Source organism: Rhizobium sp. KNZ14-9A, from assembly GCF_056755015.1.
In genome coordinates, this window is sequence record NZ_JBPGXB010000002.1 from 873,575 (window position 1) to 894,783 (window position 21,209).

The window sequence follows — 21,209 nt, forward strand, 5'->3', positions numbered from 1 at the left end:
TTGACTTTCAATCAAATGGAATGATAATCCTTGGTCATTCAGAAAAATTGAAAGATGTGACGATGACAATCCCGTTTCGCCGTCCCATTCCTCTGCTCGACAATGACGTGCTGCGCACCTTCGTGGCCATTGCTGAGACCGGTAATTTTTCGACTGCGGCCGAAACCGTGTTCCGCACGCCGTCGGCCGTTTCCATGCAGATCAAGAAGCTCGAAGAGCAGCTTGGCGTGACGCTGTTTCGCCGCGATGCGCGCTCGGTGACGCTGACGCAGCATGGTGAAATGCTGCTGTCTTACGCGCGCAACATCCTGGCGCTCTCCAACGAGGCGGTGTCGCGCTTCATCATGCCCGAGCTCAGCGGCGTGGTGCGGCTCGGCGCGCCCGAGGATATCGGCGAGCGGCTGCTGCCGCAGATCCTGAAGAGCTTTGCGCAGACTTATCCAGGCATCATGGTCGATGTGACGATCGACATGAGCATCGGCCTGAAGAAGCGGATGGAGGAACAGCGCCTCGAGCTTGCGCTCATCAACTGCGCCACGCGGCCTTTCCCGACCAACGGTGAGGTCGTCTATCGCGAGCGCCTCGTCTGGGCGGGCGCCAAATGCGGCTCGGCGCACCGGCGCGATCCGCTGCCGATCTCCATCTGGGAAGACGGCTGCATCTGGCGGCAGGAGGCGATCACCCAGCTCGAGCGCAACAAGCGGCCCTATCGCGTCGCCTATCTCAGCGCCCACACGATGGCGCAGCGCGCCGCCGTGGTCTCCGATCTCGCCATCGCGCCGCTGCCGCTCTCCTATGTCAGCGAGGATATGGCTATCCTCGGCATCCAGGAAGGGCTGCCGGAACTGGGGTCTTTCGACATCCAGCTTTTGACTGCATCGCAGATGACAGGGCCGATCGAGACGGTGGCCGACAGCATTCGCGCATCCTTCGCCGAAAGATCGAAAGCGGCGGCTGCCTGATTGGCGCAGAGCGATATGGAATGATCGCGTAGACGCGGAATGCTTAGATACCACCTTACAAGGACGGTCAGGCCATGGATCAGCAAGTCCGGCTTTTTGGCGCTGTTGCGGTCCGACCTGCCGTCCTTGCCGTCATCTCCCGGTTCGAAACGATCTCAGGATGCAAGGTCGCGGTCAGGTGGGAGCTCAATCCGACCGTAAGGAAGCAGATTGAAGCCGGGGAACCTTTCGATCTCGTCATCACCAATCCTGATCTGATTGAGGAACTCACCGCCCTGGGGAAGGTCAAGGCGGGGAGCCAGGTCGCTTTCGGTCGGATAGCAATGGGAGTGGCGGCAAAAGAAGGCAGCCGACCGCTCGACATTGGCTCTGTGGAAGCATTCAAACACGCCTTGAAGAACGCCGGATCAATCGCCTATGCCAGTGACGGAACCAGCGGTGGCTACTTCTCCGGTTTGCTGGAGCGCTTGGGAATAGCCGAAGAGGTGAAGCCCAAGCTGGTGCCGGTAGCAGGAGGCCAGACGGCGGCATCTGTCGGCCGCGGGGAGGCCGAGATGGGTGTCGTTCCCGTGACGTCTATCCTCGCCGCCGCTCCCGAGGTCATGCTCGTCGGCAAGTTTCCGGCAGAACTCCAAAGCTACATCGACTTTTCCATTGGCATCAGCGCCAATTCAACGAGTGCAGACGCTGCCAGGCAGCTGTCAGCGTTTCTGATGTCGGCAGCCATTGACGATATCCTGGCGGCAAAGGGCGTCGAGCGCAGCTGAATATGTGCTTGATGGGCAGCGATCGGCGCGGGCTATCGCCCCTGGTTGCTGAATCGCGTTTGACGATCTCGAAGATGTTGGCCTTCTCCGGAGAAAGGCTCTTAGCCGGTGAACTTTTCGCTCACGAATGCGTTATCCCGCCCGGACGGCTTCAGCCGTTCGGGGTTGATTTCACAAAAGGATTTCGCACATGACGACCACGGGTAAAATCGCATCCGCCTTGATGATCCTTCTTACGCTTTCTTCTTGCGCCAACACGATCCGTGGCGTGGGCAGGGATACGGCAAATGCCGTCAATGCCACGCAGGATGCCGGCCGCAGTGTCGATCGCGCAGCGAAGAGATAGTTACTTTCAGATTTTTGAAGTCGGATAGGCTTTTTCGAGGCCGCCGGATCGGGTCAGCCCGGTCCGGAATGCGGCACAGGCCGGGTGCTGGCTGGAGCGCGCCGCTTCCATGAGCCTGATCTGCAGCCGGTCGGGTGCAGCTTCGCCGATCCATTTGCCGAGGGTTTCAAGCTTCAGCGAGTTGAGAAGGCGCGAGGAGGAGGCGATGTCGAGATGCCGATAGAGACCCGCGAGCAGGTTATCGTCCTGCGCCGGATTTTCCATGAGCAGCGACAGGTAGGATTTGTCGGTTTCCGAGAGCGCCGCGAGTTTTTCCGCGACGGTATCGCGATCGGGGAAGGGCACCGTGCCAGTCATAACGAATCGTCCAGTCCTTGTTGTCAGCAAGGTTTATAGACTGGCCTTGACCTTCTCGGCTACATCGGCCGGAACCCAGCGGCTCCAGAGCTCCTCATAATTCTGCAGGAAATAGAGGGCTGCATTCTCGTTGTCCTCGCCATTTTCATCCTGCCAGGCCAGCACCTGGCTGATGGTCTCGTTGTCCCAGCTGCGGGCGTTCAGATAGTTCATGACCGGGCCGGCGCGATCAGCGAAAGCCCTGGTCATCAACGTGAAGGCCTGCGACACCGGATAGGCGTTCACCTTGGGATTGGCGCAATGAGGCACCGAGGTGCAGGCGTTCCATTCGGCCTCGTCGTGCGGCACACCGAAGCCCAGCTGTTTCATGTCGTATTTGCCGATGACTGATGTCGGCGCCCAGTAATAACCGAGCCAGCCGACCTTGTTTTCGAAGGCGCGGGCAATCGAACCGTCGAAATCCTTGGGTGTCCGGCTGTCGACCAGCGCAAAGCCGAGCTTGTCGGCATCGAGCGCTCTGAAGAGATTGCTGGTCGAGATCTCGCAGGCCCAGGCCTCCGGGCAATTATAGACTGCGGCGCGCGAGGGATCGTAGGTATCGGGAAAGAGTTCCGGATGCTTCAGCGCATCCTGCACGGAACGAATATCCGGGTTTGCGTCGGCGATGAATTTCGGAATGTACCAGCCTTCGACCGCACCATCCGCAAGAATTTCGGCGCCCTTGACCAGACGCCCGGCGCTGATGGCGGCATCGAGCTGCGGCTTGACCGCCTTCACCCAGAATTCCGAGGCGATATCGGGCGTGCCGCTGCCATTCATGGAGGCGAAAGTCGGCAGCGTATCGCCATCGACGATGGTGACGGAGCAGCCGTAGCCCTTTTCCAGGATGAATTTATCGAAGCTCGCGGCAATGGCGGCGGAGCCCCATCTCATCTCGGCGATCGAGACCTTGCCGCATCCGGCAGCTTGCGCCTCCGATATTCCAGCATAAAAGCAGACCGCAAGGATGAATGACGTGAAAAATGTCTTCATTATACGTTCCCCGAAATTTTTATGTGATCGAACGCGCATGCACCGAGGCAATTAGCCGACAAATCTCTCCGCCGCTTCAGGTGCCCACGGCCGGAATACGGCTCCACGCGGCTTTTCCTATGTGGGGCGCCGTTCGTCTGGTTTTCCGGCGGCTCGTCGCTGGCCATTTCTATCGATGGCTTAATATGAGCAAAGCTACGGATTTGCTGCAAGAAATCAACTCTCTTTTCCGTGTTGTATCTGTAACTAAATTATTGAATTCGAAGAATTTATGCCGGTAGATTCACGAAACTGCGGCCCGGGGTGCGATTGGTGGAAATGCACGCTCGCGGCGAGGGGTGAAAGCGGTTCCAAGTGAGAGAAAGTCGGAAAAGTTCAAAAAAAGTCGAATTTTGTCTCCGGTTGGGTCTTCACTAACCATCCGGTAAGAATGTGCCGTTATCTGTTGTGACGCGGCGGGGGACATCCGCTGCTTTTCCGGATCAGGTACTGCGTCCCGGAAAAAGCGAGCTTCATTGCGTAATGATGAAGACGCCTGCGTTTTTACGGCAAACCGCGTAGGGCTTATGGCCCGATCGCGGTTTTCGCATTTTTGGCCCTCTGTTGACCTGATATCCGCCCGCATTGTAGGCCTGCCGGAAATACTTCACGGATAGGCGCCAATGACCAGAGCCATCATGCTGCAGGGAACCGGCTCGGATGTCGGCAAGACGGTGCTGGTGGCGGGGCTTTGCCGGCTGTCAGCCAATCGCGGCCTGACGGTGCGGCCGTTCAAGCCGCAGAATATGTCGAACAATGCGGCGGTTTCCGACGACGGCGGCGAGATCGGCCGGGCGCAATGGCTGCAATCGCTCGCAGCACGCACACCGTCCTCCGTGCATATGAACCCGGTGCTGCTTAAGCCGCAGTCGGAAAACGGCAGCCAGATCATCGTGCAGGGCAGGGTGTTCGGGCAGGCGAAGGGGCGCGACTATCAACGGCTGAAGCCGCAGTTGCTCTCTTCCGTGCTGGAGAGTTTCGCCAAGGTGTCCGAGGGTGCCGACCTCGTCATCGTCGAGGGGGCGGGGTCACCCGCCGAAATCAATCTCAGGGCCGGCGATATCGCCAATATGGGCTTTGCGACGCGGGCGAACGTCCCTGTCGTTCTCGTCGGCGATATCGATCGTGGCGGGGTCATCGCCTCGCTGGTCGGCACGCACGCGATCCTCAGCGAGGAAGATCGCAAGATGATCTCGGGTTACATCATCAACAAGTTCCGCGGCGATGTAAGCCTGTTCGACGACGGTATCCGCGCCATCGAAGGTTTCACCGGCTGGCCCTGCTTCGGCGTCGTGCCCTGGCTTAAGGCGGCCGGGCGGCTGCCCGCCGAGGATTCCGTCGTGCTGGAGCGGCTGGTGAAGGGCGAGCCGGGCGCGCTGAAGATCGCCGTGCCGGTGCTGCCGCGCATTGCCAATTTCGACGATCTCGATCCGCTGCGGGCCGAGCTTGGCGTTGAGCTCGTCTTCGTGCGCGCCGGCGAGCGGCTGCCAGCCGATGCGGCGCTGATCATCCTGCCCGGCTCGAAATCGACCATATCGGATCTCGCCGATCTCAGGGCGCAGGGATGGGACCTCGACCTTGCCGCCCATGTGCGCCGTGGCGGCCGGGTGATCGGCATTTGCGGCGGCTACCAGATGCTCGGCCGCAAGGTGAATGATCCGCTCGGCATCGAGAGTACGACGACAGAGATCGAAGGGCTTGGCTTGCTTGATGTCGAGACGGAGATGGCGCCGGAGAAGACGGTACGCAACAGCTCCGCTCATTCGGCGGAATATGATGTGCCGCTGTCAGGCTATCAGATCCACCTCGGTGTCACGCGAGGGGCTGATTGCGAACGGCCGGCCGCGATCGTGGATGGATTGGCGGATGGCGCGGTTTCGGCCGACGGCCGGATCACGGGCACCTATCTGCACGGCCTCTTCGGCAGCGACGCCTACCGCGCCCGGCTGCTTCAAAGCTTTGGCCTCTCAGGCGAAGGCGGTAATTATCGCGAGAGCGTCGACCGTGCGCTCGACGAGGTCGCAGGTGGCCTGGAGCAACATCTCGACCCGCGCTGGCTTGCAGAGCTGCTCGGCTAGGCCGGATATGGCCTGCGTTCAGCGAAGGCGCTCTGCTCTTGCCAAATTAATTGACTGAGTCCATTAATTGCTGCGACGACACCCAGTCGAGAGCGATAAAGATCATGAGCATACTGGATAGATTTTCAATGGCGGGCCAGGTGGCGCTCGTGACCGGTGGCGGCCGCGGCCTGGGCTTCGAGATGGCACGCGCACTTGCCGAGGCCGGCGCGCACGTCATCGTCACCGGGCGCACAGCGGCGACGCTGGAAGATGCCGTAAGGGCCATCCGCGCCGCTGGCGGGACGGCGCAGGCCGCCCCGTTCGACATCGCCGACCGAGAGGCCCAGCGCGGGCTGATGGCCGACATCGAAAAGACCCATGGCCGTCTCGATATCCTGATCAACAATGTCGGCGCCCGCGACAGGCGGCCGCTGGCCGAATTCGACGACGATGCCATCATCGAGCTGCTGCGCACCGATCTGGCCGCAGCGATAACGCTTTCGCGGGACGCAACCGTGCTGATGAAGCGGCGCAGTTACGGCCGCCTGATCGCGGTGACCTCGATCAGCGGCCATGTCGTCATGCCCGGCGACTGCGTCTATCCGGCGGCCAAGCAGGGCCTGACCGGCCTGATGCGCGCCATGGCGGTCGAATTCGGGCCGCATGGCATCACCAGCAACGCGATTGCGCCCGGCTGGTTCGCCACCGAGACGAATGCGGCGATGGCTGCAAACGAGGAATTGATGCCCTTCGTGCGCCAGCGCATCCCGGTCCAACGCTGGGGCCGCCCGGACGAGATCGCCGGCGCGGCGCTGTTTCTTGCAAGCGGTGCCGCTTCCTTCGTCAACGGCCACGTACTGACCGTCGACGGCGGCATGACGGTAAGGATGTGAGCGGAGATGCCCGTCTTCATTCCTGCGGCGTTTTGGTGGGGGCCTGCTCGGGATGCGGTTCTTTCCGCGACGGCGGAGAGGTCCGGGCGAAGATATTGCCGAGATCGGTGAGGAAGGTCAGCAGCAGGTTGAATTCCGGCTCGCTGTAGGAGTCCAGGATCGCGGAGACCGGCTCGCTCTGCTCCTCGTAGAGTCGGGTGGCGCGTGCCGAGGCCTCGGGACAGGCAACCAGGACAAGGCGGCGTTTGTCGGTCTCATCCCGTTGCCTGACGACGAAGCCGGTCGCCTCCAGCTTGTCGATCAGCCCGCTGACCGTACCGATCTTCAATCCGACCTCGCGCGACAGGGCCGTCATCGACAGCGGTCCGAGTTTTTCCAACAGCCGGAAGCACTTGAATTCGGTGCTGGTCAAGCCCACCTGCTCGGCCACCTTTTGGTGGAACAGCCCGAGCCGGGCCGAAAACAGCTGGACCGTCGGAATGTAGCGCGCGAGGCGGTCAGTTGACTTTTTCGGCAAAACGTTTAGATCTCCGAACTAATTGTTTCGATATTCTAAGGAATCGTCATCGTCATGTCGATACTCTCGCATGGCTGTTCGGCCCTTGTTAGAGGCAGCGATCCATGAGCGCCTATTTCATTCTCGAAATCCATCCCGATATCAAAGATCAGGCGATCGATGAATATCTTGCATGCATATCGGCGGATATGACGTTCCATGGAGGCCGCGTCCGGTCTCCGGGAGGCAAGGTCCAGCCTGTCCAGGGAAACCGGCAGATGAACAGGCTTCTGATCATCGAATTCCGCACCGCCTCCATTGCCCGGGAATGGTATGAGGAGGCGAGGCAGGCGAATGAAGGTGTTGCCAGGTATCGTTCTCTCTTCGCCTGCCCGGCCGCCATCGTTGCCGGGATGGATGGTTAGAAACATTGGCCTCGCAGCCATTGCCTGAGGTCGCAGCCCGGTTCGGCATTGCCGCCCATTCGCGCTATTTCCGATCATAGAATTGCGCCGACCCATGTGGAGGTTCCGAAATTAACGATCATATTCAATGGCTTATAGATGAGGGAATCAGGAGCGAGCATATCGGTGAGCTCATTACCGGTTTGTGCGACCGGTTGATCGCCGATGGCTTTCCCATCTGGCGGGGCAGTATCGCGATGCCATCCATTCATCCCATGTATGCCGGCATCTCGGCCAATTTCGTGCGCGGCGGCGCGACCACCATCGAGAGAGCCGAATATGGCAGCGCGGCGCAGCTGAGCTTCGAGAAGACGCCGATTTATTATCTGCTGGGCCGAGGCGAAACGTCGGGGCGCTGGATCATTGCCAAGGGGGAGGGTGTCGACGACTATCCGCAGCTTGCGGAATTCGCGCTTGGCGGCGGCACGGATCATCTGGTCAGCCTGCTGGAGTTCCCGAAGGAGGCCGCGTTGCGCGGGGTCAGCCTGTCCTTGACAAGCGACAGGCTGGGCGGATTTTCCAATGATCAGCTGACGATCATCGCAAAGCTTTTCCCGGCACTGGGGCTTGCCTGCTACCGCATCGCGGCATCGAGAACCGCCTCGGATATCCTTGCTGTCTATACAGGCGCCAAGACGAGTGCGCGCATCCTTGCGGGCGAGGTCCAGAGGGGAACGGGGGGCGCCATCAATGCCGCGATCCTGCTTGCAGACCTCAGAAACTTCACGGCGTTGACCGAGGTCTATCAACCCGGTGAGATCGCCGGGTTTCTGAACGAGCATTTCGAGCTGATCGGCCGGCATGTCGAGGAAAATTCCGGCGAGATCCTCAAGTTCATGGGCGACAGCGTATTGGCGATCTTTCCGACAGGCGGCGAAGACGGCGAGGATCCCGAGACGGCCTGCATGGCTGCGCTCGCCTCGGCCCGAAATGTTCTGGAGGCAAACGAGGCGCTCAATCGTCAGCGGGCGCGCGAGGGCGGTCCTGATATCGGTGTCGACGTCGTCCTGCATCTTGGCGAGGTGTTCTACGGAAATGTCGGCGCCCGCGGCAGGCTTGATTTCACTGTGATCGGCAGGGCCGTCAACGAGGCCTCGCGGCTCGAGAAACTCTGCGGCGAACTCGGCCAGCCTCTTCTGATGTCGGAAAGCTTCGCGGCCGGCTGCGGCGTCGCCTGCGAACATCTGGGATCGTTCGAATTGCGAGGCGTTTCGAGGAGGGCGGACGTGTTCAAGCTCGCGGTACCGACTACGGCAGTGGCCTGAAATCGGAATCGATTTTCAGAAAGTTTGATGCGTAGCTCTAATGCCGGCGTGTTTCTGACTTCAGCGGCAAATGCCTCAGATCTCGCCTGAGACCTCACGACGGCGGCGGTCGAGTTCTTCGCTGTAGCGGCGCAGCGTGTGGCTTTCGCTGAGCTGGCCGATCACCTTGCGCTCGATGAGGTTGTTGACGACGGCGAGCGCTTCGCTTTCGGTCTTGTCGAAGATCGCGGCTGCCTGTTTGGCGTTCATCTGCGGCTGCAGGAAATCGTTTTTGTAGCGGATGAAATCGGTCAGCTGCTGGGCTTCGTCCTGCGCGCTGGTGGGGTTGGCGTAGATTTCCGGCACGAGCACGAGACCGGCATATTTGTCGCCGTCATCGACGAGGATGACGCGTTGCGTCGAGCCGATGGGGAAGACCTCCTTGAATTCGTCCATCGTTATTCCAAGTTTTGCGGTCTTCACGTCTGAGCGCATCAGCTTGTCTACGGTCAGGTTGCGGATCCAGCCGACATCATGGGCGCTGCGGATGCTCTCGCCGCGCAGGTGAAAGCGCCATGTGGCGAAGGAGTAGCCGAAGGTGGTGCGCACCACGAGCGAGGAGGTAATGACGGCGGCGAGTACCAGAACGGTGATCGGAAAGTCGCCGGTGATCTCCAGCGCCAGGAAGGTCATGGTCAGCGGCCCGCCGATGACGGCGACGGCGAGCGAGCTCATGCCGACCACGGCATAGATCACGGGCGTCAGTGTCGCATCGGCGAAATAGGGGGCGGAATAGGCAAAGAGCTTGCCGAGCAGGGCACCCATGAAGAGCGAGGCGAAGAACAGGCCGCCCCTGAAGCCGGAGCCGATCGAAATGGCCGATGCCACCGATTTCAGAAGGAAGAGGCCGATCAGCGCGGGAATGGTGATCTCATGGGAGAGGTTGAGATGCAGCGCGCCGTGGCCGGCGGCCAGCACCTGCGGCGAGACCAGCGCCAGCAGGCCGACGACGAGGCCGCCGAGCGCCGGGCGGAAAGGTAGCGCGATGGCGCTTTTGCGCGCCAGCTCCTCGACGAAGGAGACGCCCTGCATGATGAGGATGCCGATGCCGGCGCAGAAGGCGCCAAGGGCGATCGCCGGCACGTAATCGGCGGGCTGGACAGCGCCGAAGCTGCCGACATCGATGATGAAATCGCTGCCGGAGAGCAGGCGGGCGACCAGTGTAGCGACGAGGGCGGCGACGACGACAGGCGTCAGCGAGACGATGGTGTAGGTGCCGATGATCAGCTCGAAGGCATAGAAGGCGCCCGTCAGCGGTGCATTGAAGGCGGCGGCGATGGCGCCGGCTGCACCGCAGCCGACGAGGACACGCATGTCGGAGCGGCGCAGCTGCAGCTTCAGGCCGAATTTCGAGGCTATGCCGGCTGCAAGCTGCGTATAGCCGGCCTCCAGACCGACGGATGCGCCGAAGCCGTTGGAAACGAGATTCTGGATGGCGACGAGAATGCTGTCCGTCAGCGACAGGCGGCCGCCATGCAGGGCATTGGCCTCAATCGGGTCGACCATCGGTTTCTTGCGCCATCTGGCGAGAATGAAGATCAACAGGCCGAGCAGCATGCCGCCGGCAACCGGGGCCGTCATCAGCAGGAACTTGCTGTCGATTTGCGAGGCACTGAGCCTCGTCGTGCCGTCTATGCCGAAGATCAGCCTGTGCATCTCTTCCGAGACATAGCTCATGGCGGTGACCGCAAGCCCCGAGGCGATACCGACGAGCGCGCCGGCAAAGACCATTCCCATTTCGCTGTGTCGGATGAGCGCGCGCAGGCGTCCCGGATCAAAGACGGTGCCGAGAGGGCCGAGGCGGCGAATATCCATTCGGGAGAGCATCATGGGGAAACTAGGCGGCAGGAGTGGGGGTCAAGGGCGGAGCCGGCATCCGCATGAGCGGCAATTGCGGCAAAATACCGACTGAGCCGTAAAGTTTTTGTGACGTAAACCTTTGATTAAAGACGATAATATCGGTAGTGTAAGTCGAGATGATCTCTGTGTGCACCCGGTGCACCGATTGACATGCCCGGGGCGGAAGCCTAACCATGAATTGACATAATGGATGGTTCCGGATCGGCCTTACGCCTTCCGGATGAAAAGGGAATGTGACGGGGCGGACCCAAGCCGGGCGCCTTCATCACAGCCGACCCCGCGACTGTAGAGCAGTCAGGGTCTTCCGTCCGGTATTTTAACCGTTGTGCTGACAGCCTCGCATTCTGCAGGCGGGCAAGGCGGGATAAGTGCCGGAAAAGCCACTGGAATGCATCGTGATCAGCCGGGGCAGGACGCCTCTATCTCTACGAATTGTCCGCCTTTTCACGAGACGCAGCCGGGAAGGCGAGGCAGATCCGCTGGCACGACCAGGGGCGACCGTATCAGGTCGCCCCTGTCGCGGCCGATAACTGCGAGCCAGGAGACCTGCCATCCGTGCCGGGCATAATGCCCATACTGGGCCGTTTGCCCGCTGCCAGCACGGAGGTTGTCTTGGCTGAAGGATTTGATTCAGCGCTGCCTCTGGTGGTGCGTGTGAAAGGTGTCGGTTCGGTATCCCCTGATGGGATGCGTCTGGTGCCTGTTGGTGGACGTTACCCGGCGTGACTTTCCTCTCCTCCCTCATTCCTGTGCTTGTCACAGGAATCCAGCCACGGCGCGTCCGCGCAGTGAATGAATCTACGCCGTCGTTGAGTGAGTTCTCTTGTGCCCAAGGACTTGGGCACGCTGGATCCCTGTGACAAGCACAGGGATGAGGGAGGTGGGTGGAGCCGCGCCTTCGCTCCAAGGGCGGCCGTGGCATGACCAAGAGCCTTCTCAACGCCACCTTCATCCTCGGCGGCGCCCGCTCCGGCAAATCCCGCTTCGCCGAAAACCTCGTCACCACAAGCGGCCTCGACCGCCACTACATCGCCACAGGCCGCGCCTGGGATGACGAAATGCAGGCGCGTATCGACCAGCACAAGGCCGACCGCGGCCCCTCCTGGACCACGCATGAGGAACCGCTCGACCTTACCGAGCGCCTTGCGGCAATCGACGGCGAGGGCAGGGCTGTTCTCGTTGATTGCCTGACGCTGTGGCTCACCAACCTGATGATGGAGGGGCGCGATATCGCCGCCCAGTCCGCCGCCCTTGCCGCCTTTCTACCGCAGGCAAAGGCGCGGCTCGTCATCGTTTCCAATGAAGTCGGCCTCGGCATCGTGCCTGAGAACCGCATGGCGCGGGAGTTTCGCGACCATGCCGGCCGGCTGCACCAGATGATCGCGGCTTCGGCCGACGACGTGTATTTTATCGCGGCAGGTCTGCCGCTGAAAATGAAGGGTTAAATCCATGCAGCAGAAAATTCCCGCAACCGTCATCACCGGCTTCCTAGGTGCGGGCAAGACGACAATGATCCGCAACCTGCTCACAAATGCCGGCGGCAAGAAGATTGCGCTCATCATCAACGAGTTCGGCGATCTCGGCGTCGATGGCGATGTGCTGAAGGGCTGCGGGGCGGAGAATTGCACCGAGGACGATATTATCGAGCTCACCAATGGCTGCATCTGCTGCACGGTCGCCGACGATTTCATTCCGACCATGACCAAGCTTCTTGAGCGCGAGCAGCGACCGGACCATATCATCATCGAGACCTCGGGCCTTGCCTTGCCACAGCCGCTGGTCGCCGCCTTCAACTGGCCGGACATCAGAAGCGAAGTCACCGTTGACGGCGTGATCACCGTGGTCGACAGCGCCGCTGTTGCCGCAGGTCGTTTTGCCGATGACCATGATGCTGTCGATGCACGCCGCGTCGAGGATGAATCGCTCGATCATGAAAGCCCGATCGAGGAGCTCTTCGAGGATCAGCTGACCTGCGCTGATCTGATCGTGCTCAACAAGACCGACCTGATCGACGCTGACGGCCTTGGCCGTGTGAAGAGCGAAGTCGCCTCGCGCATCGCCCGCAAGCCTGTGATGATCGAGGCCAGGAATGGCGACGTGCCGGCAAGCGTGCTGCTCGGCCTCGGCATCGGCACGGAAGACGATATCGTCAACCGCAAGTCCCATCACGAGCTGGAGCATGAGGACGGCACGCCGCACGATCACGACGAATTCGACAGTTTCGTCGTCGAGCTTGGCGCTATCGCCGATACATCAGGTTTCGTCGAGAAGCTGAAGGGCATTATCGCCGAGCATGACGTGCTGCGCCTCAAGGGCTTCATCGATGTCTCCGGCAAGCCGATGCGCCTGCAGCTGCAGGCCGTGGGTGCCCGCATCGACCAGTATTTCGACCGCGCCTGGACCCCGGGCGAAGCACGCAGCACGCGCCTCGTCGTCATCGGCCTGCACGAGATGGATCAGGACGCGGTGCGCAAGGCGATCGTGGCACTGGTCTAAGGGGTTTCGATGCACCTGCTTCTGGCTCAACAGGGAACGATCAGCGACGGGGACGAGGCCATCGACCTCGGCCAGTCGCCGGGCGATGTCCTGTTCCTCTCGGCGGCCGACACCGAGCTTGCGGCGATCGCTGCGGCTCATTCCGGCGGGGCGAGCGGGCATACGCTCAGGCTTGCGAGCCTGATGAGCCTGAAGCATCCGATGTCGGTCGATACCTACGTCCAGCGCACGGCGCGACATGCGAAGCTGATCATCGTGCGGGCGCTGGGTGGGGCGAGCTACTTTCACTATGCGCTGGAGGCGCTGCATGCGGTTGCCGATCGTAACGGGGCGCTGATTGCGGTGCTGCCAGGCGATGCGCGGCCGGATGCGGGGCTGACGCCGTTTTCCAATGTGTCGCTCGATGATCTGAATGCGCTGTGGGCGTATCTGATCGAGGGCGGCGACGCCAATGCGCAAGGCTTTCTTGCCTACGCTTCGGCGATGCTCTCGGGGGCAGAGAAGCCGGCGCCAGCCGCGCCGCTGATGAAGGCGGGGATCTGGTGGCCGGGGCGAGGGCTTGTCGGGGTTGAGGAGTGGCGGCGGCTTGCCAAAGCCGAAGTTCGAGTCCGGCAGGGAACGCCAGCTACTGTCGCCATCGCCTTCTACCGCGCCCTCGTGCAGAGCGGCGAAACCAAGCCCGTTGAAGCCTTGATCGAAGCCCTCCAGCAGCAAGGCCTGCGCCCGTTGCCGGTCTTCGCCTACAGCCTCAAGGATCCCGTCTCCAAGGGCATCCTCGAATCCATCTTCGCCGAACTGAAGCCCGAGGTCGTCATCAACACGACAGGCTTTGCCGTCTCCGCACCCGGCGCCGATCGCGAGCCGACGGTGCTGGAGGCTAACGACGCGATCGTGCTGCAGGCAATCTTCTCCGCCTCGTCGCGAGAGGCCTGGGCCGGCTCGTCGCAAGGGCTCTCGGCGCGTGATCTCGGCATGAATGTCGCGCTGCCGGAGGTGGATGGCAGGGTGCTGTCGCGTGCCGTCTCCTTCAAATCAGCCGCGCGCTATGACGTTGCTGTCGAGGCCAACATCGTTTCCAGCGAGCCGGATGAGGCGCGCATGAACTATGTGGCATCGCTTGCCGCCAACTGGGCGCGGCTGCGGCAGATGCCGTTGGAGAGCAGGCGAGTTGCGCTCGTCATGGCGAACTATCCGAACCGTGACGGACGGCTCGGCAATGGCGTCGGCCTCGATACGCCGGCCGGCACCATCGAGGTAATGCGAGCGATGGAGAAGGCCGGTTATCCGGTCGCCGATATTCCTGGTGATGGTGATGCGCTGATACGGCACCTGATGGCGGGGCCGACCAATTCCGGCTTCGATGGCAAGGTCGTGCGCGAGCAGCTTTCCCTGAGTCGATACAAGGATTTCCTGGGATCTCTTCCCGTTCAGATTCAGGATGAAGTCAGCACGCGCTGGGGTGTGCCGGAGGCCGATCCCTATGTCCGCGATGGCGCTTTTGCGCTGCCTTTCGCCCGGTTCGGCGACTTGCTGATCGGTATCCAGCCGGCGCGCGGTTATAATATCGATCCGAAGGAAAGTTATCACTCGCCCGATCTCGTGCCGCCGCACGGCTATCTCGCCTTCTATGCTTTCCTGCGCGAGGAATTCTGCGCACAGGCAGTGATCCACATGGGCAAGCACGGCAATCTGGAATGGCTGCCGGGCAAGGCACTAGCGCTATCGGAGACCTGCTATCCCGAGGCGATCCTCGGGCCGCTGCCGCATCTCTATCCCTTCATCGTCAACGATCCCGGCGAGGGCACGCAGGCGAAACGCCGCACGGCTGCAGTTATCATCGACCATCTGACGCCACCGCTGACACGGGCCGAAAGCTATGGGCCGCTCAAGGATCTGGAAGCGCTGGTCGACGAATATTACGAGGCATCGGGCGGCGATCCGCGCCGCATCCGGCTGCTCAGCCGGCAGATCCTCGATCTCGTTGCCGATATCGGGCTGGATCGGGATGCGGGCATCGCCAAGGGCGAGGCCGAAGGTGAGGCGCTGAAGAAGCTTGATGCCTATCTCTGCGACCTCAAGGAAATGCAGATCCGCGATGGGCTGCATGTGTTTGGCGTGTCGCCTGAAGGGCGGTTGCTGACGGATCTGACTGTGGCGCTGGCGCGGGTGCCGCGCGGGCTAGGTGAGGGTGGAGATGCGAGCCTGCAGCGGGCGATTGCTGGGGATGCTGGGTTGGGCGCTGTGCCTGTAACACCCCCCTCTGTCCTGCCGGACATCTCCCCCACAAGGGGGGAGATCGAATTGGGGCAACCATCTCCCCAAACAACAGATGTAGCGCGACAGTCTGGCGTATTGCCGATCTCCCCCTTGTGGGGGAGATGTCCGGCAGGACAGAGGGGGGTAACCCCACATTCGACCCTCTCGACTGCGACATGGCCGCCTCTTGGACCGGCCCAAGACCGCCAATCCTCGCCGACCTAATCGACGCCCCCTGGCGCACGAACGGCGACACCGTCGAACGCATCGAGCTGCTTGCAGCCAAGCTTGTCTCCGGCGAAATCACCTGCCCACCTCCCTGGTCCCAAACCAGAAGCGTGCTCGATGAAATCGAAGCTCGTCTCAAACCTTCGATCCTCGCCTGCGGCCCGGCCGAGATCGCCAGTCTGCTGCGCGGCATCGACGGCCGTTTCGTGCCGCCCGGGCCATCCGGCGCGCCGACACGCGGGCGGCCGGATGTGCTGCCGACGGGGCGGAATTTCTATTCGGTGGACAGTCGCGCTGTGCCGACGCCCGCCGCCTACGAACTCGGCAAGAAATCCGCCGAACTGCTGATCCGCCGCTATGTGCAGGATCACGGCGAATGGCCCGTCTCCTTCGGGCTGACGGCCTGGGGCACGTCCAACATGCGCACTGGCGGTGACGATATCGCGCAAGCCTTGGCGCTGATCGGCGTCAAGCCGGTCTGGGACATGGCGTCCCGTCGCGTCACCGGCTACGAGATCATCCCGCCGGCCATGCTGCGGCGGCCGCGGGTCGACGTGACGCTGCGGATCTCCGGCTTCTTCCGCGATGCTTTTCCCGAGCAGATCGCGCTCTTCGACAAGGCGATCCGCGCGGTCGGTGCGCTGGAGGAGGATGCAACCGACAACCCGATTGCCGGGCGCATGCGCGGCGAGACGGCACGGCTGACCGCTGCCGGGCTTGACGAGAAGGCCGCGGCAAAGCGGGCCGGCTATCGCATCTTCGGGTCGAAGCCCGGCGCCTATGGTGCGGGTTTGCAGGCGCTGATCGATGAGAAGGGCTGGGAGCGGCGTGCGGATCTGGCCGAGGCCTATCTCGTCTGGGGCAGTTATGCCTATGGCGCGGGTGAAGAGGGACAGGCCGAACGCGGGCTCTTCGAGGAGCGGCTGCGGTCCATTCAGGCGGTCGTCCAGAACCAGGACAATCGTGAGCACGACCTGCTCGACAGCGACGATTATTACCAGTTCGAAGGCGGCATGGCGGCGGCGGCCGAAGTGCTCGGCGGTGCGCGGCCGGCGATCTATCACAACGACCATTCGCGGCCGGAAAAGCCTGTTATCCGTTCGCTTGAAGAAGAGATCGGGCGCGTGGTGCGCGGGCGCGTCGTCAATCCGAAATGGATCGAGGGCGTCATGCGCCACGGCTACAAGGGCGCCTTCGAGATTGCCGCGACGGTCGATTATCTCTTTGCCTTTGCGGCGACGACGGGGGCTGTCGGCAACCATCATTTCGAGGCGGTCTATCAGGCCTTCGTCGCCGACCCCAAGGTCCGCGATTTCATGGCCGAGAAGAACCCGGCGGCACTTTCCGAGATGAAGGAACGGCTCATGGAGGCGATCGATCGCGGACTCTGGACGCCGCGCAGCAACTCGGCGCAATTCAACCTCACTGAATCCAACGAAACCAAGAAAAGAGCAGGCAGCCAGCCATGACCGAAGAGCCAGTCGTACCAGCCGAAAAGGACGATGCCCGTCACGCCGAGAAGATGGCGAAGAAGAAGGCCGCCCGTGACAAGATCATGGCCAGCAAGACGGATGAGAAGGGCCTGATCATCGTCCACACCGGCAAGGGCAAGGGCAAATCATCAGCCGCCTTCGGCATGATTTTCCGCCATATCGCCCATGGCAAGCCGTCTGTCGTCGTGCAGTTCATCAAGGGCGCCATGTGGACGGGCGAGCGGGATCTGATCGAGAAGCACTTTTCCGATGTCTGCCAGTTCCACACGATGGGCGAGGGTTTTACCTGGGAGACGCAGGACCGGGCGCGGGATGTGGCGGCGGCCGGTGCGGCCTGGGAAAAGGCCAAGGAACTGATCCGCGATGAGCGCAATTCCATGGTGCTGCTCGACGAGATCAATATCGCGCTGCGCTACGACTATCTCGATATCAACGAGGTGGTGGAATTTCTGAAAACCGAGAAGCCCTATATGACGCATGTTGTGCTGACGGGCCGCAACGCCAAGGACGAGCTGATCGAGATCGCCGATCTCGTGACCGAGATGGAACTCGTCAAACATCCCTTCCGCTCGGGTATCAAGGGGCAGCCGGGCGTGGAATTCTGATCTTTAATTCGCCAGATGGCCGCGCAGTATCGCGGCCGTTTCCTTGTCGGCCGGGAAGAGCGTTTCGATTGCCAGTTCCGACAGGGTGATATCGACGGGCGTGCCGAAGACGGTCGTTGTCGAGATGAAGGAGAGCAGGCCGGCTTTGGTCGAAAGCTGCAAGGGCACGGCGATGCCGGCAAGGTCGGTGTGGGGCTCGCCAGCATCTTTGGGAGCCGGATAGGACAGCAGTTCCTTCAGCAGCTTTTCCAGCACCGGATCGCCCGAGACCGAAATCTGCTGACGCAGCCGATCAAGGAGATGGGCGCGCCATTCCGAGAGATTGATGATGTGCGGTGCCAGCCCCTGTGGATGCAGGCTGAGGCGCAGCACATTCACGGGCGGTTCCAGCAGGGATGGATCAGCAACGGCTTCGAGCAGTGGTGCGATGGCGGCGTTGGCGGCAACCAGCGTCCAGTGGCGGTCGATGGCGATCGCCGGGAAGGGCTCGTGGCCTTTCAGCACCCTATCGATGGCCCGGCGCGCGGGCTCAAGGGCGGGATCATCCAGCCTGCGTTCGGCAAAGACGGGGGCGAAACCCGCAGCCAGCAGCAGCGGGTTCCGGTCGCGGAGCGGCACGCCGAGGCGTTCGGCGAGATGCAGCAGCATTTCGCGGCTCGGGGTCGAGCGCCCACTCTCGATGAAGCTCAGATGCCGTTGCGAGATTTCGGCCTCCAGCGCGAGGTCGAGCTGGCTCATGCGGCGGCGCTGGCGCCATTCGCGAAGGTGATCTCCGAGAGAGCGGGCGGTCGGGGTCATCAGGCGGCTTCCGGCAGGAGATCGATGAAGCCGCGGACGGATTTCAGCCTGCCGTCCTCGAGCTCGGCGAAATCCGTGCCCTTGATCAGCGCTTCGCCATTTTCCGGGCCGAGGCCCCAGGAGAAGCGCAGGTTGTTTCCGTAGCCGTCGGCTGTGCCGATCAGCTCGAAACGAAAGCCGGGGAAGCGGCTTTGGACGGCTTCGACCAGCGAATTGATCTGCTCATGGCCTTCGCCGCGCATCAGCGGGTCGATATAGGTTGCGGCCTCTATCCAGCTCTCGGTGATGAGAGCGCGGCGGCGAGCGGCATCCGTCTCGTTCCAGATGGCGAGGTAGCGCTCGGCGTTGGTGTTTGCGTCGTTTGTGGGGGCGTTGGGCATCGGGTCATCTCCTTTTGATCGCCTTTCATGTTCAGGCAGGTGTGATGTTCAGGCAGGGCGATCATCGGCGAAAGCGGTGCAGCCTATCAATTACGCGGGAGGTAATGGAAGGCTGATCAACAATCGGGTTTCACACAATTGCGGACGTAAAACCGCGGCACATTTTTGCTGGAATTGTTCATCTCGCGGCTTGGTGATTTGACAGGCATGGAGGCAGCCCGGAGATTTGCGGCGACCCTTTTGCCCCGGAGGAGACATCGGTGAAAACCCGTTCATACAAAGCCTTAGCCGCATTCGCCATCGCGCTTCTCGGCGCATCCGCGACGCAGGCAACTGTTATCGATGACTGGAATACGATCAAGGTGCCGGCAGCACCGACGCTGAAGCCGGTCAGCGTGAATAGGTCGGATACGGCGCTGCTGCTGCTCGATTTCAATGGCGCGCAGGACCCGTCCAAAGGGCCGTGCAACGCGAAGAACAAGCCGCGCTGCATCGCCTCTCTCCCGAAAGTGGAAAAGCTGATGAACGAGGCGCGCAAGAGCGGCGTTCCCGTCATCTACAGCATCACCGGTGGTGCCACGAAGGGCGATATCGCCAGCGTGCTGGCGCCGAAGGAGGGCGATGCGATCGTACAAGCCGGGGCCAACAAGTTCATCAACACCGATCTCGAAAAGATCCTGACCGAGAAGCACATCAAGACCATCATCGTGGCCGGCACGGCATCCGAAGGCGCGGTGCTGAATACGGCAGCCTATGCGGCGCTGAAGGGCATGAACGTCATCCTGCCCGTCGATGGCATGTCATCTGCCGATCCTTATGCCGAGCAATATGTCGCCTGGCATTTTGCCAATGCGCCGGGTGTTTCGGCCAAGACGACGCTGACCACGATTGATCAGATCACGTTCTAAAGCCCGAGCCAGACACGCAGCGGGTTTACGGGGTCGGAGAGCAGCTTCACCGCAAAGGCGATGCAGACGATAACGAGCAGCGGCTTGATGAGCTTTGCGCCGATGCGCATGGCGAGCCGCGAGCCGAGCTGTGCGCCGAGGAACTGGCAGACACCCATCAGAAGGCCGATCTTCCAGAGCGTCGCACCGAAGCTTGCGAAGACGACGAGCGCACCGAAATTCGAGCCGAGATTGAGAAGCTTGGTATGGGCCGTCGCCTTCAGCATGCCGAAGCCGGCGAGCGTGACGAAAGCCAGCATGAAGAAGGAGCCGGTGCCCGGGCCGAAGACGCCGTCGTAGAAGCCGATGAGCGGTACCAGCGTCAGGCCGAAGAGGAAGGGCGTCATGCGCCTGACAGTATCGAGGTCGTTGAGGTTCGGCTTGACGGCGAAGAAGATCGCGATTGCCACGAGCAGCACCGGCATGACGGCCTGCAGCACCTGGCCGGGGACGAGTGTGGCGAGGGCTGCACCGAGCGCGCCGCCCATGACGGCCATCAGCGCCATCGGCAATTGTTCCGAAAGCTTCACATGGCCCCTGCGGGCATAGGCGATGGTTGCCGAGGCGGCGCCGAAGAGCGACTGCACCTTGTTGGTGCCGAGCGTCTGCAGCGGCGGGATGCCGGCGATCAGCATGGCGGGAACGGTGATCAGGCCGCCGCCACCGGCAATGGAATCGACAAAACCGGCAAAGAAGGCCGCCGCGCAGAGCAGCAGAAGCAGATGGAGGGCAATGTCAGGCAAGATGCTATTCCGGGAGAGGTATGCGGGGCGGGGGCTTTCGGGCGGGCTTGTTGCATTTCCCACCTCAAGCTGCAATGGCTCCAGGGACACAGCGGGGCGCAATCGGCTGATGGGAATGAGCGAAATCACCATTGATGAGGCAAGGCGGCATGTGCTCGGGCTCGGCTGCGAGCGCGGGACGCCTGATGGCGAGGTGACGGCGCTTGCCGTCGAGGCGTTGAGGGCGGCTGGGATCCGCGGGACTGAGCTTGCAGCTGTTGCCTCGATCGATAGCCGCAGGCAAGAGCCGGCGATCCTTGCCGTTGCGGCGCATTTTTCCGCGCCTGCCGTGTTCTTCGATGCGGCGCGGCTGGAAGAGGAGACGCCGCGGCTCAGGAATCCCTCTGCCATCGTTTTTGCCCGTGTCGGCTGCCATGGGGTGGCGGAAGCGGCGGCCCTTGCGGCTCTTGGCATGGATGCAGAGCTGGTGCTCGGCAAGATCAAATCTCAGCATGCGACAGCAGCCGTCGCCCGCATCGGGTTGCAGAAAGCCTGACGGGCGTTATGGTGGCGGCACTTCGCGGCGCCCTCCGGCTGCCAGCGATTCGAATCCGGAGCATCTTCGTTTTTTGAATCACGAATGTGCTCTATCCCTTTGTTTTCACGCAATTCCGGGCGCAAAACCGCTGCAGATTTTTGCTGGA

The 21,209-nt window shown here is 61.8% G+C and carries 19 protein-coding genes, 1 pseudogene and 1 riboswitch; of the genes and pseudogenes, 13 read left to right on the plus strand and 7 right to left on the minus strand.

What is annotated here, in order from left to right; translation table 11 throughout:
• The first annotated feature begins 62 nt into the window (after positions 1-62).
• From ACR9ZQ_RS10445 to ACR9ZQ_RS10455, 3 genes are all read left to right on the plus strand, one after another.
• Positions 63-962: a LysR family transcriptional regulator gene (locus ACR9ZQ_RS10445; RefSeq protein ID WP_481427730.1), complete on the plus strand. Its 900-nt coding sequence runs from the start codon at positions 63-65 to the stop codon at positions 960-962.
• A 74-nt stretch (positions 963-1,036) separates the two neighbouring features.
• On the plus strand, positions 1,037-1,729 hold the full coding sequence (locus tag ACR9ZQ_RS10450) for a molybdate ABC transporter substrate-binding protein (protein ID WP_439015840.1): 693 nt from the start codon (positions 1,037-1,039) through the stop codon (positions 1,727-1,729).
• A 190-nt stretch (positions 1,730-1,919) separates the two neighbouring features.
• Complete coding sequence (locus tag ACR9ZQ_RS10455) at positions 1,920-2,075, plus strand: entericidin domain-containing protein (RefSeq protein WP_113321818.1); 156 nt, start codon at positions 1,920-1,922, stop codon at positions 2,073-2,075.
• A gap of 6 nt (positions 2,076-2,081) precedes the next feature.
• Here the strand turns inward: ACR9ZQ_RS10455 and ACR9ZQ_RS10460 are convergent, their stop codons facing one another.
• The gene (locus ACR9ZQ_RS10460; protein WP_481427731.1) at positions 2,082-2,432 is read right to left on the minus strand and encodes a hypothetical protein; all 351 of its coding nucleotides are present in this window, start codon (positions 2,430-2,432) and stop codon (positions 2,082-2,084) included.
• Positions 2,433-2,465: 33 nt separating this feature from the next.
• Entirely contained in the window at positions 2,466-3,464 is a 999-nt protein-coding gene (locus tag ACR9ZQ_RS10465; protein WP_113321816.1) for a glycine betaine ABC transporter substrate-binding protein, read from the minus strand.
• Between the two features lie 662 nt (positions 3,465-4,126).
• Here ACR9ZQ_RS10465 and ACR9ZQ_RS10470 point away from each other — a divergent pair.
• Positions 4,127-5,581 (plus strand): cobyric acid synthase, encoded by a 1,455-nt coding sequence (locus ACR9ZQ_RS10470; RefSeq protein WP_481427732.1) that lies wholly within the window; start codon positions 4,127-4,129, stop codon positions 5,579-5,581.
• Positions 5,582-5,685: 104 nt separating this feature from the next.
• Positions 5,686-6,456: an SDR family oxidoreductase gene (locus ACR9ZQ_RS10475; RefSeq protein ID WP_481427733.1), complete on the plus strand. Its 771-nt coding sequence runs from the start codon at positions 5,686-5,688 to the stop codon at positions 6,454-6,456.
• 16 nt (positions 6,457-6,472) lie between these two features.
• On the opposite strand, the gene ACR9ZQ_RS10480 is transcribed toward ACR9ZQ_RS10475, so the two are convergent.
• Entirely contained in the window at positions 6,473-6,973 is a 501-nt protein-coding gene (locus ACR9ZQ_RS10480) for a MarR family winged helix-turn-helix transcriptional regulator (protein WP_481427734.1), read from the minus strand.
• Between the two features lie 104 nt (positions 6,974-7,077).
• Between ACR9ZQ_RS10480 and ACR9ZQ_RS10485 the strand changes: the two genes are divergently transcribed.
• A complete protein-coding gene (locus ACR9ZQ_RS10485; RefSeq protein ID WP_481427735.1) occupies positions 7,078-7,377 on the plus strand; it encodes a DUF1330 domain-containing protein in 300 nt (99 codons plus the stop codon).
• A gap of 236 nt (positions 7,378-7,613) precedes the next feature.
• Complete coding sequence (locus tag ACR9ZQ_RS10490; RefSeq protein WP_481427736.1) at positions 7,614-8,681, plus strand: adenylate/guanylate cyclase domain-containing protein; 1,068 nt, start codon at positions 7,614-7,616, stop codon at positions 8,679-8,681.
• A gap of 75 nt (positions 8,682-8,756) precedes the next feature.
• Here ACR9ZQ_RS10490 and ACR9ZQ_RS10495 read toward each other — a convergent pair whose 3' ends face one another.
• On the minus strand, positions 8,757-10,547 hold the full coding sequence (locus tag ACR9ZQ_RS10495) for a chloride channel protein (RefSeq protein WP_310387595.1): 1,791 nt from the start codon (positions 10,545-10,547) through the stop codon (positions 8,757-8,759).
• Positions 10,548-10,754: 207 nt separating this feature from the next.
• Positions 10,755-11,148: riboswitch (cobalamin riboswitch) on the plus strand.
• A gap of 352 nt (positions 11,149-11,500) precedes the next feature.
• Here ACR9ZQ_RS10495 and cobU point away from each other — a divergent pair.
• The 4 genes and pseudogenes from cobU to cobO all read left to right on the plus strand — a co-directional run bounded on the left by cobU (position 11,501) and on the right by cobO (position 17,658).
• Entirely contained in the window at positions 11,501-12,025 is a 525-nt protein-coding gene (cobU, locus tag ACR9ZQ_RS10500) for a bifunctional adenosylcobinamide kinase/adenosylcobinamide-phosphate guanylyltransferase (protein ID WP_481427737.1), read from the plus strand.
• Positions 12,026-12,029: 4 nt separating this feature from the next.
• On the plus strand, positions 12,030-13,076 hold the full coding sequence (cobW, locus tag ACR9ZQ_RS10505) for a cobalamin biosynthesis protein CobW (protein ID WP_481427738.1): 1,047 nt from the start codon (positions 12,030-12,032) through the stop codon (positions 13,074-13,076).
• Positions 13,077-13,085: 9 nt separating this feature from the next.
• Positions 13,086-17,029: pseudogene (gene cobN / locus ACR9ZQ_RS10510) on the plus strand (cobaltochelatase subunit CobN).
• A complete protein-coding gene (gene cobO / locus ACR9ZQ_RS10515; RefSeq protein ID WP_481427739.1) occupies positions 17,026-17,658 on the plus strand; it encodes a cob(I)yrinic acid a,c-diamide adenosyltransferase in 633 nt (210 codons plus the stop codon). The pseudogene cobN and the gene cobO overlap by 4 nt, the downstream one beginning before the upstream one ends.
• Positions 17,659-17,661: 3 nt before the next feature.
• Here the strand turns inward: cobO and ACR9ZQ_RS10520 are convergent, their stop codons facing one another.
• Together ACR9ZQ_RS10520 and ACR9ZQ_RS10525 are read right to left on the minus strand one after the other, a co-directional pair.
• Positions 17,662-18,456, minus strand: coding sequence for a helix-turn-helix domain-containing protein (locus ACR9ZQ_RS10520; protein WP_310387441.1), 795 nt, complete (start codon positions 18,454-18,456; stop codon positions 17,662-17,664).
• Positions 18,456-18,836 carry a nuclear transport factor 2 family protein gene (locus ACR9ZQ_RS10525; RefSeq protein WP_310387439.1) on the minus strand — a complete coding sequence of 127 codons (381 nt, stop codon included), beginning with the start codon at positions 18,834-18,836 and terminating at the stop codon, positions 18,456-18,458. Before ACR9ZQ_RS10525 ends, ACR9ZQ_RS10520 begins: the two co-directional genes overlap by 1 nt.
• A gap of 260 nt (positions 18,837-19,096) precedes the next feature.
• Here ACR9ZQ_RS10525 and ACR9ZQ_RS10530 point away from each other — a divergent pair, with 260 nt between their 5' ends.
• Entirely contained in the window at positions 19,097-19,744 is a 648-nt protein-coding gene (locus ACR9ZQ_RS10530) for an isochorismatase family protein (protein WP_310387437.1), read from the plus strand.
• Here the strand turns inward: ACR9ZQ_RS10530 and ACR9ZQ_RS10535 are convergent.
• Positions 19,741-20,526: a TSUP family transporter gene (locus tag ACR9ZQ_RS10535; RefSeq protein ID WP_310387435.1), complete on the minus strand. Its 786-nt coding sequence runs from the start codon at positions 20,524-20,526 to the stop codon at positions 19,741-19,743. The genes ACR9ZQ_RS10530 and ACR9ZQ_RS10535 overlap by 4 nt on opposite strands.
• 115 nt (positions 20,527-20,641) lie before the next feature.
• Between ACR9ZQ_RS10535 and ACR9ZQ_RS10540 the strand changes: the two genes are divergently transcribed.
• Complete coding sequence (locus tag ACR9ZQ_RS10540) at positions 20,642-21,061, plus strand: cobalamin biosynthesis protein (RefSeq protein WP_481427740.1); 420 nt, start codon at positions 20,642-20,644, stop codon at positions 21,059-21,061.
• Positions 21,062-21,209: the final 148 nt, after the last annotated feature.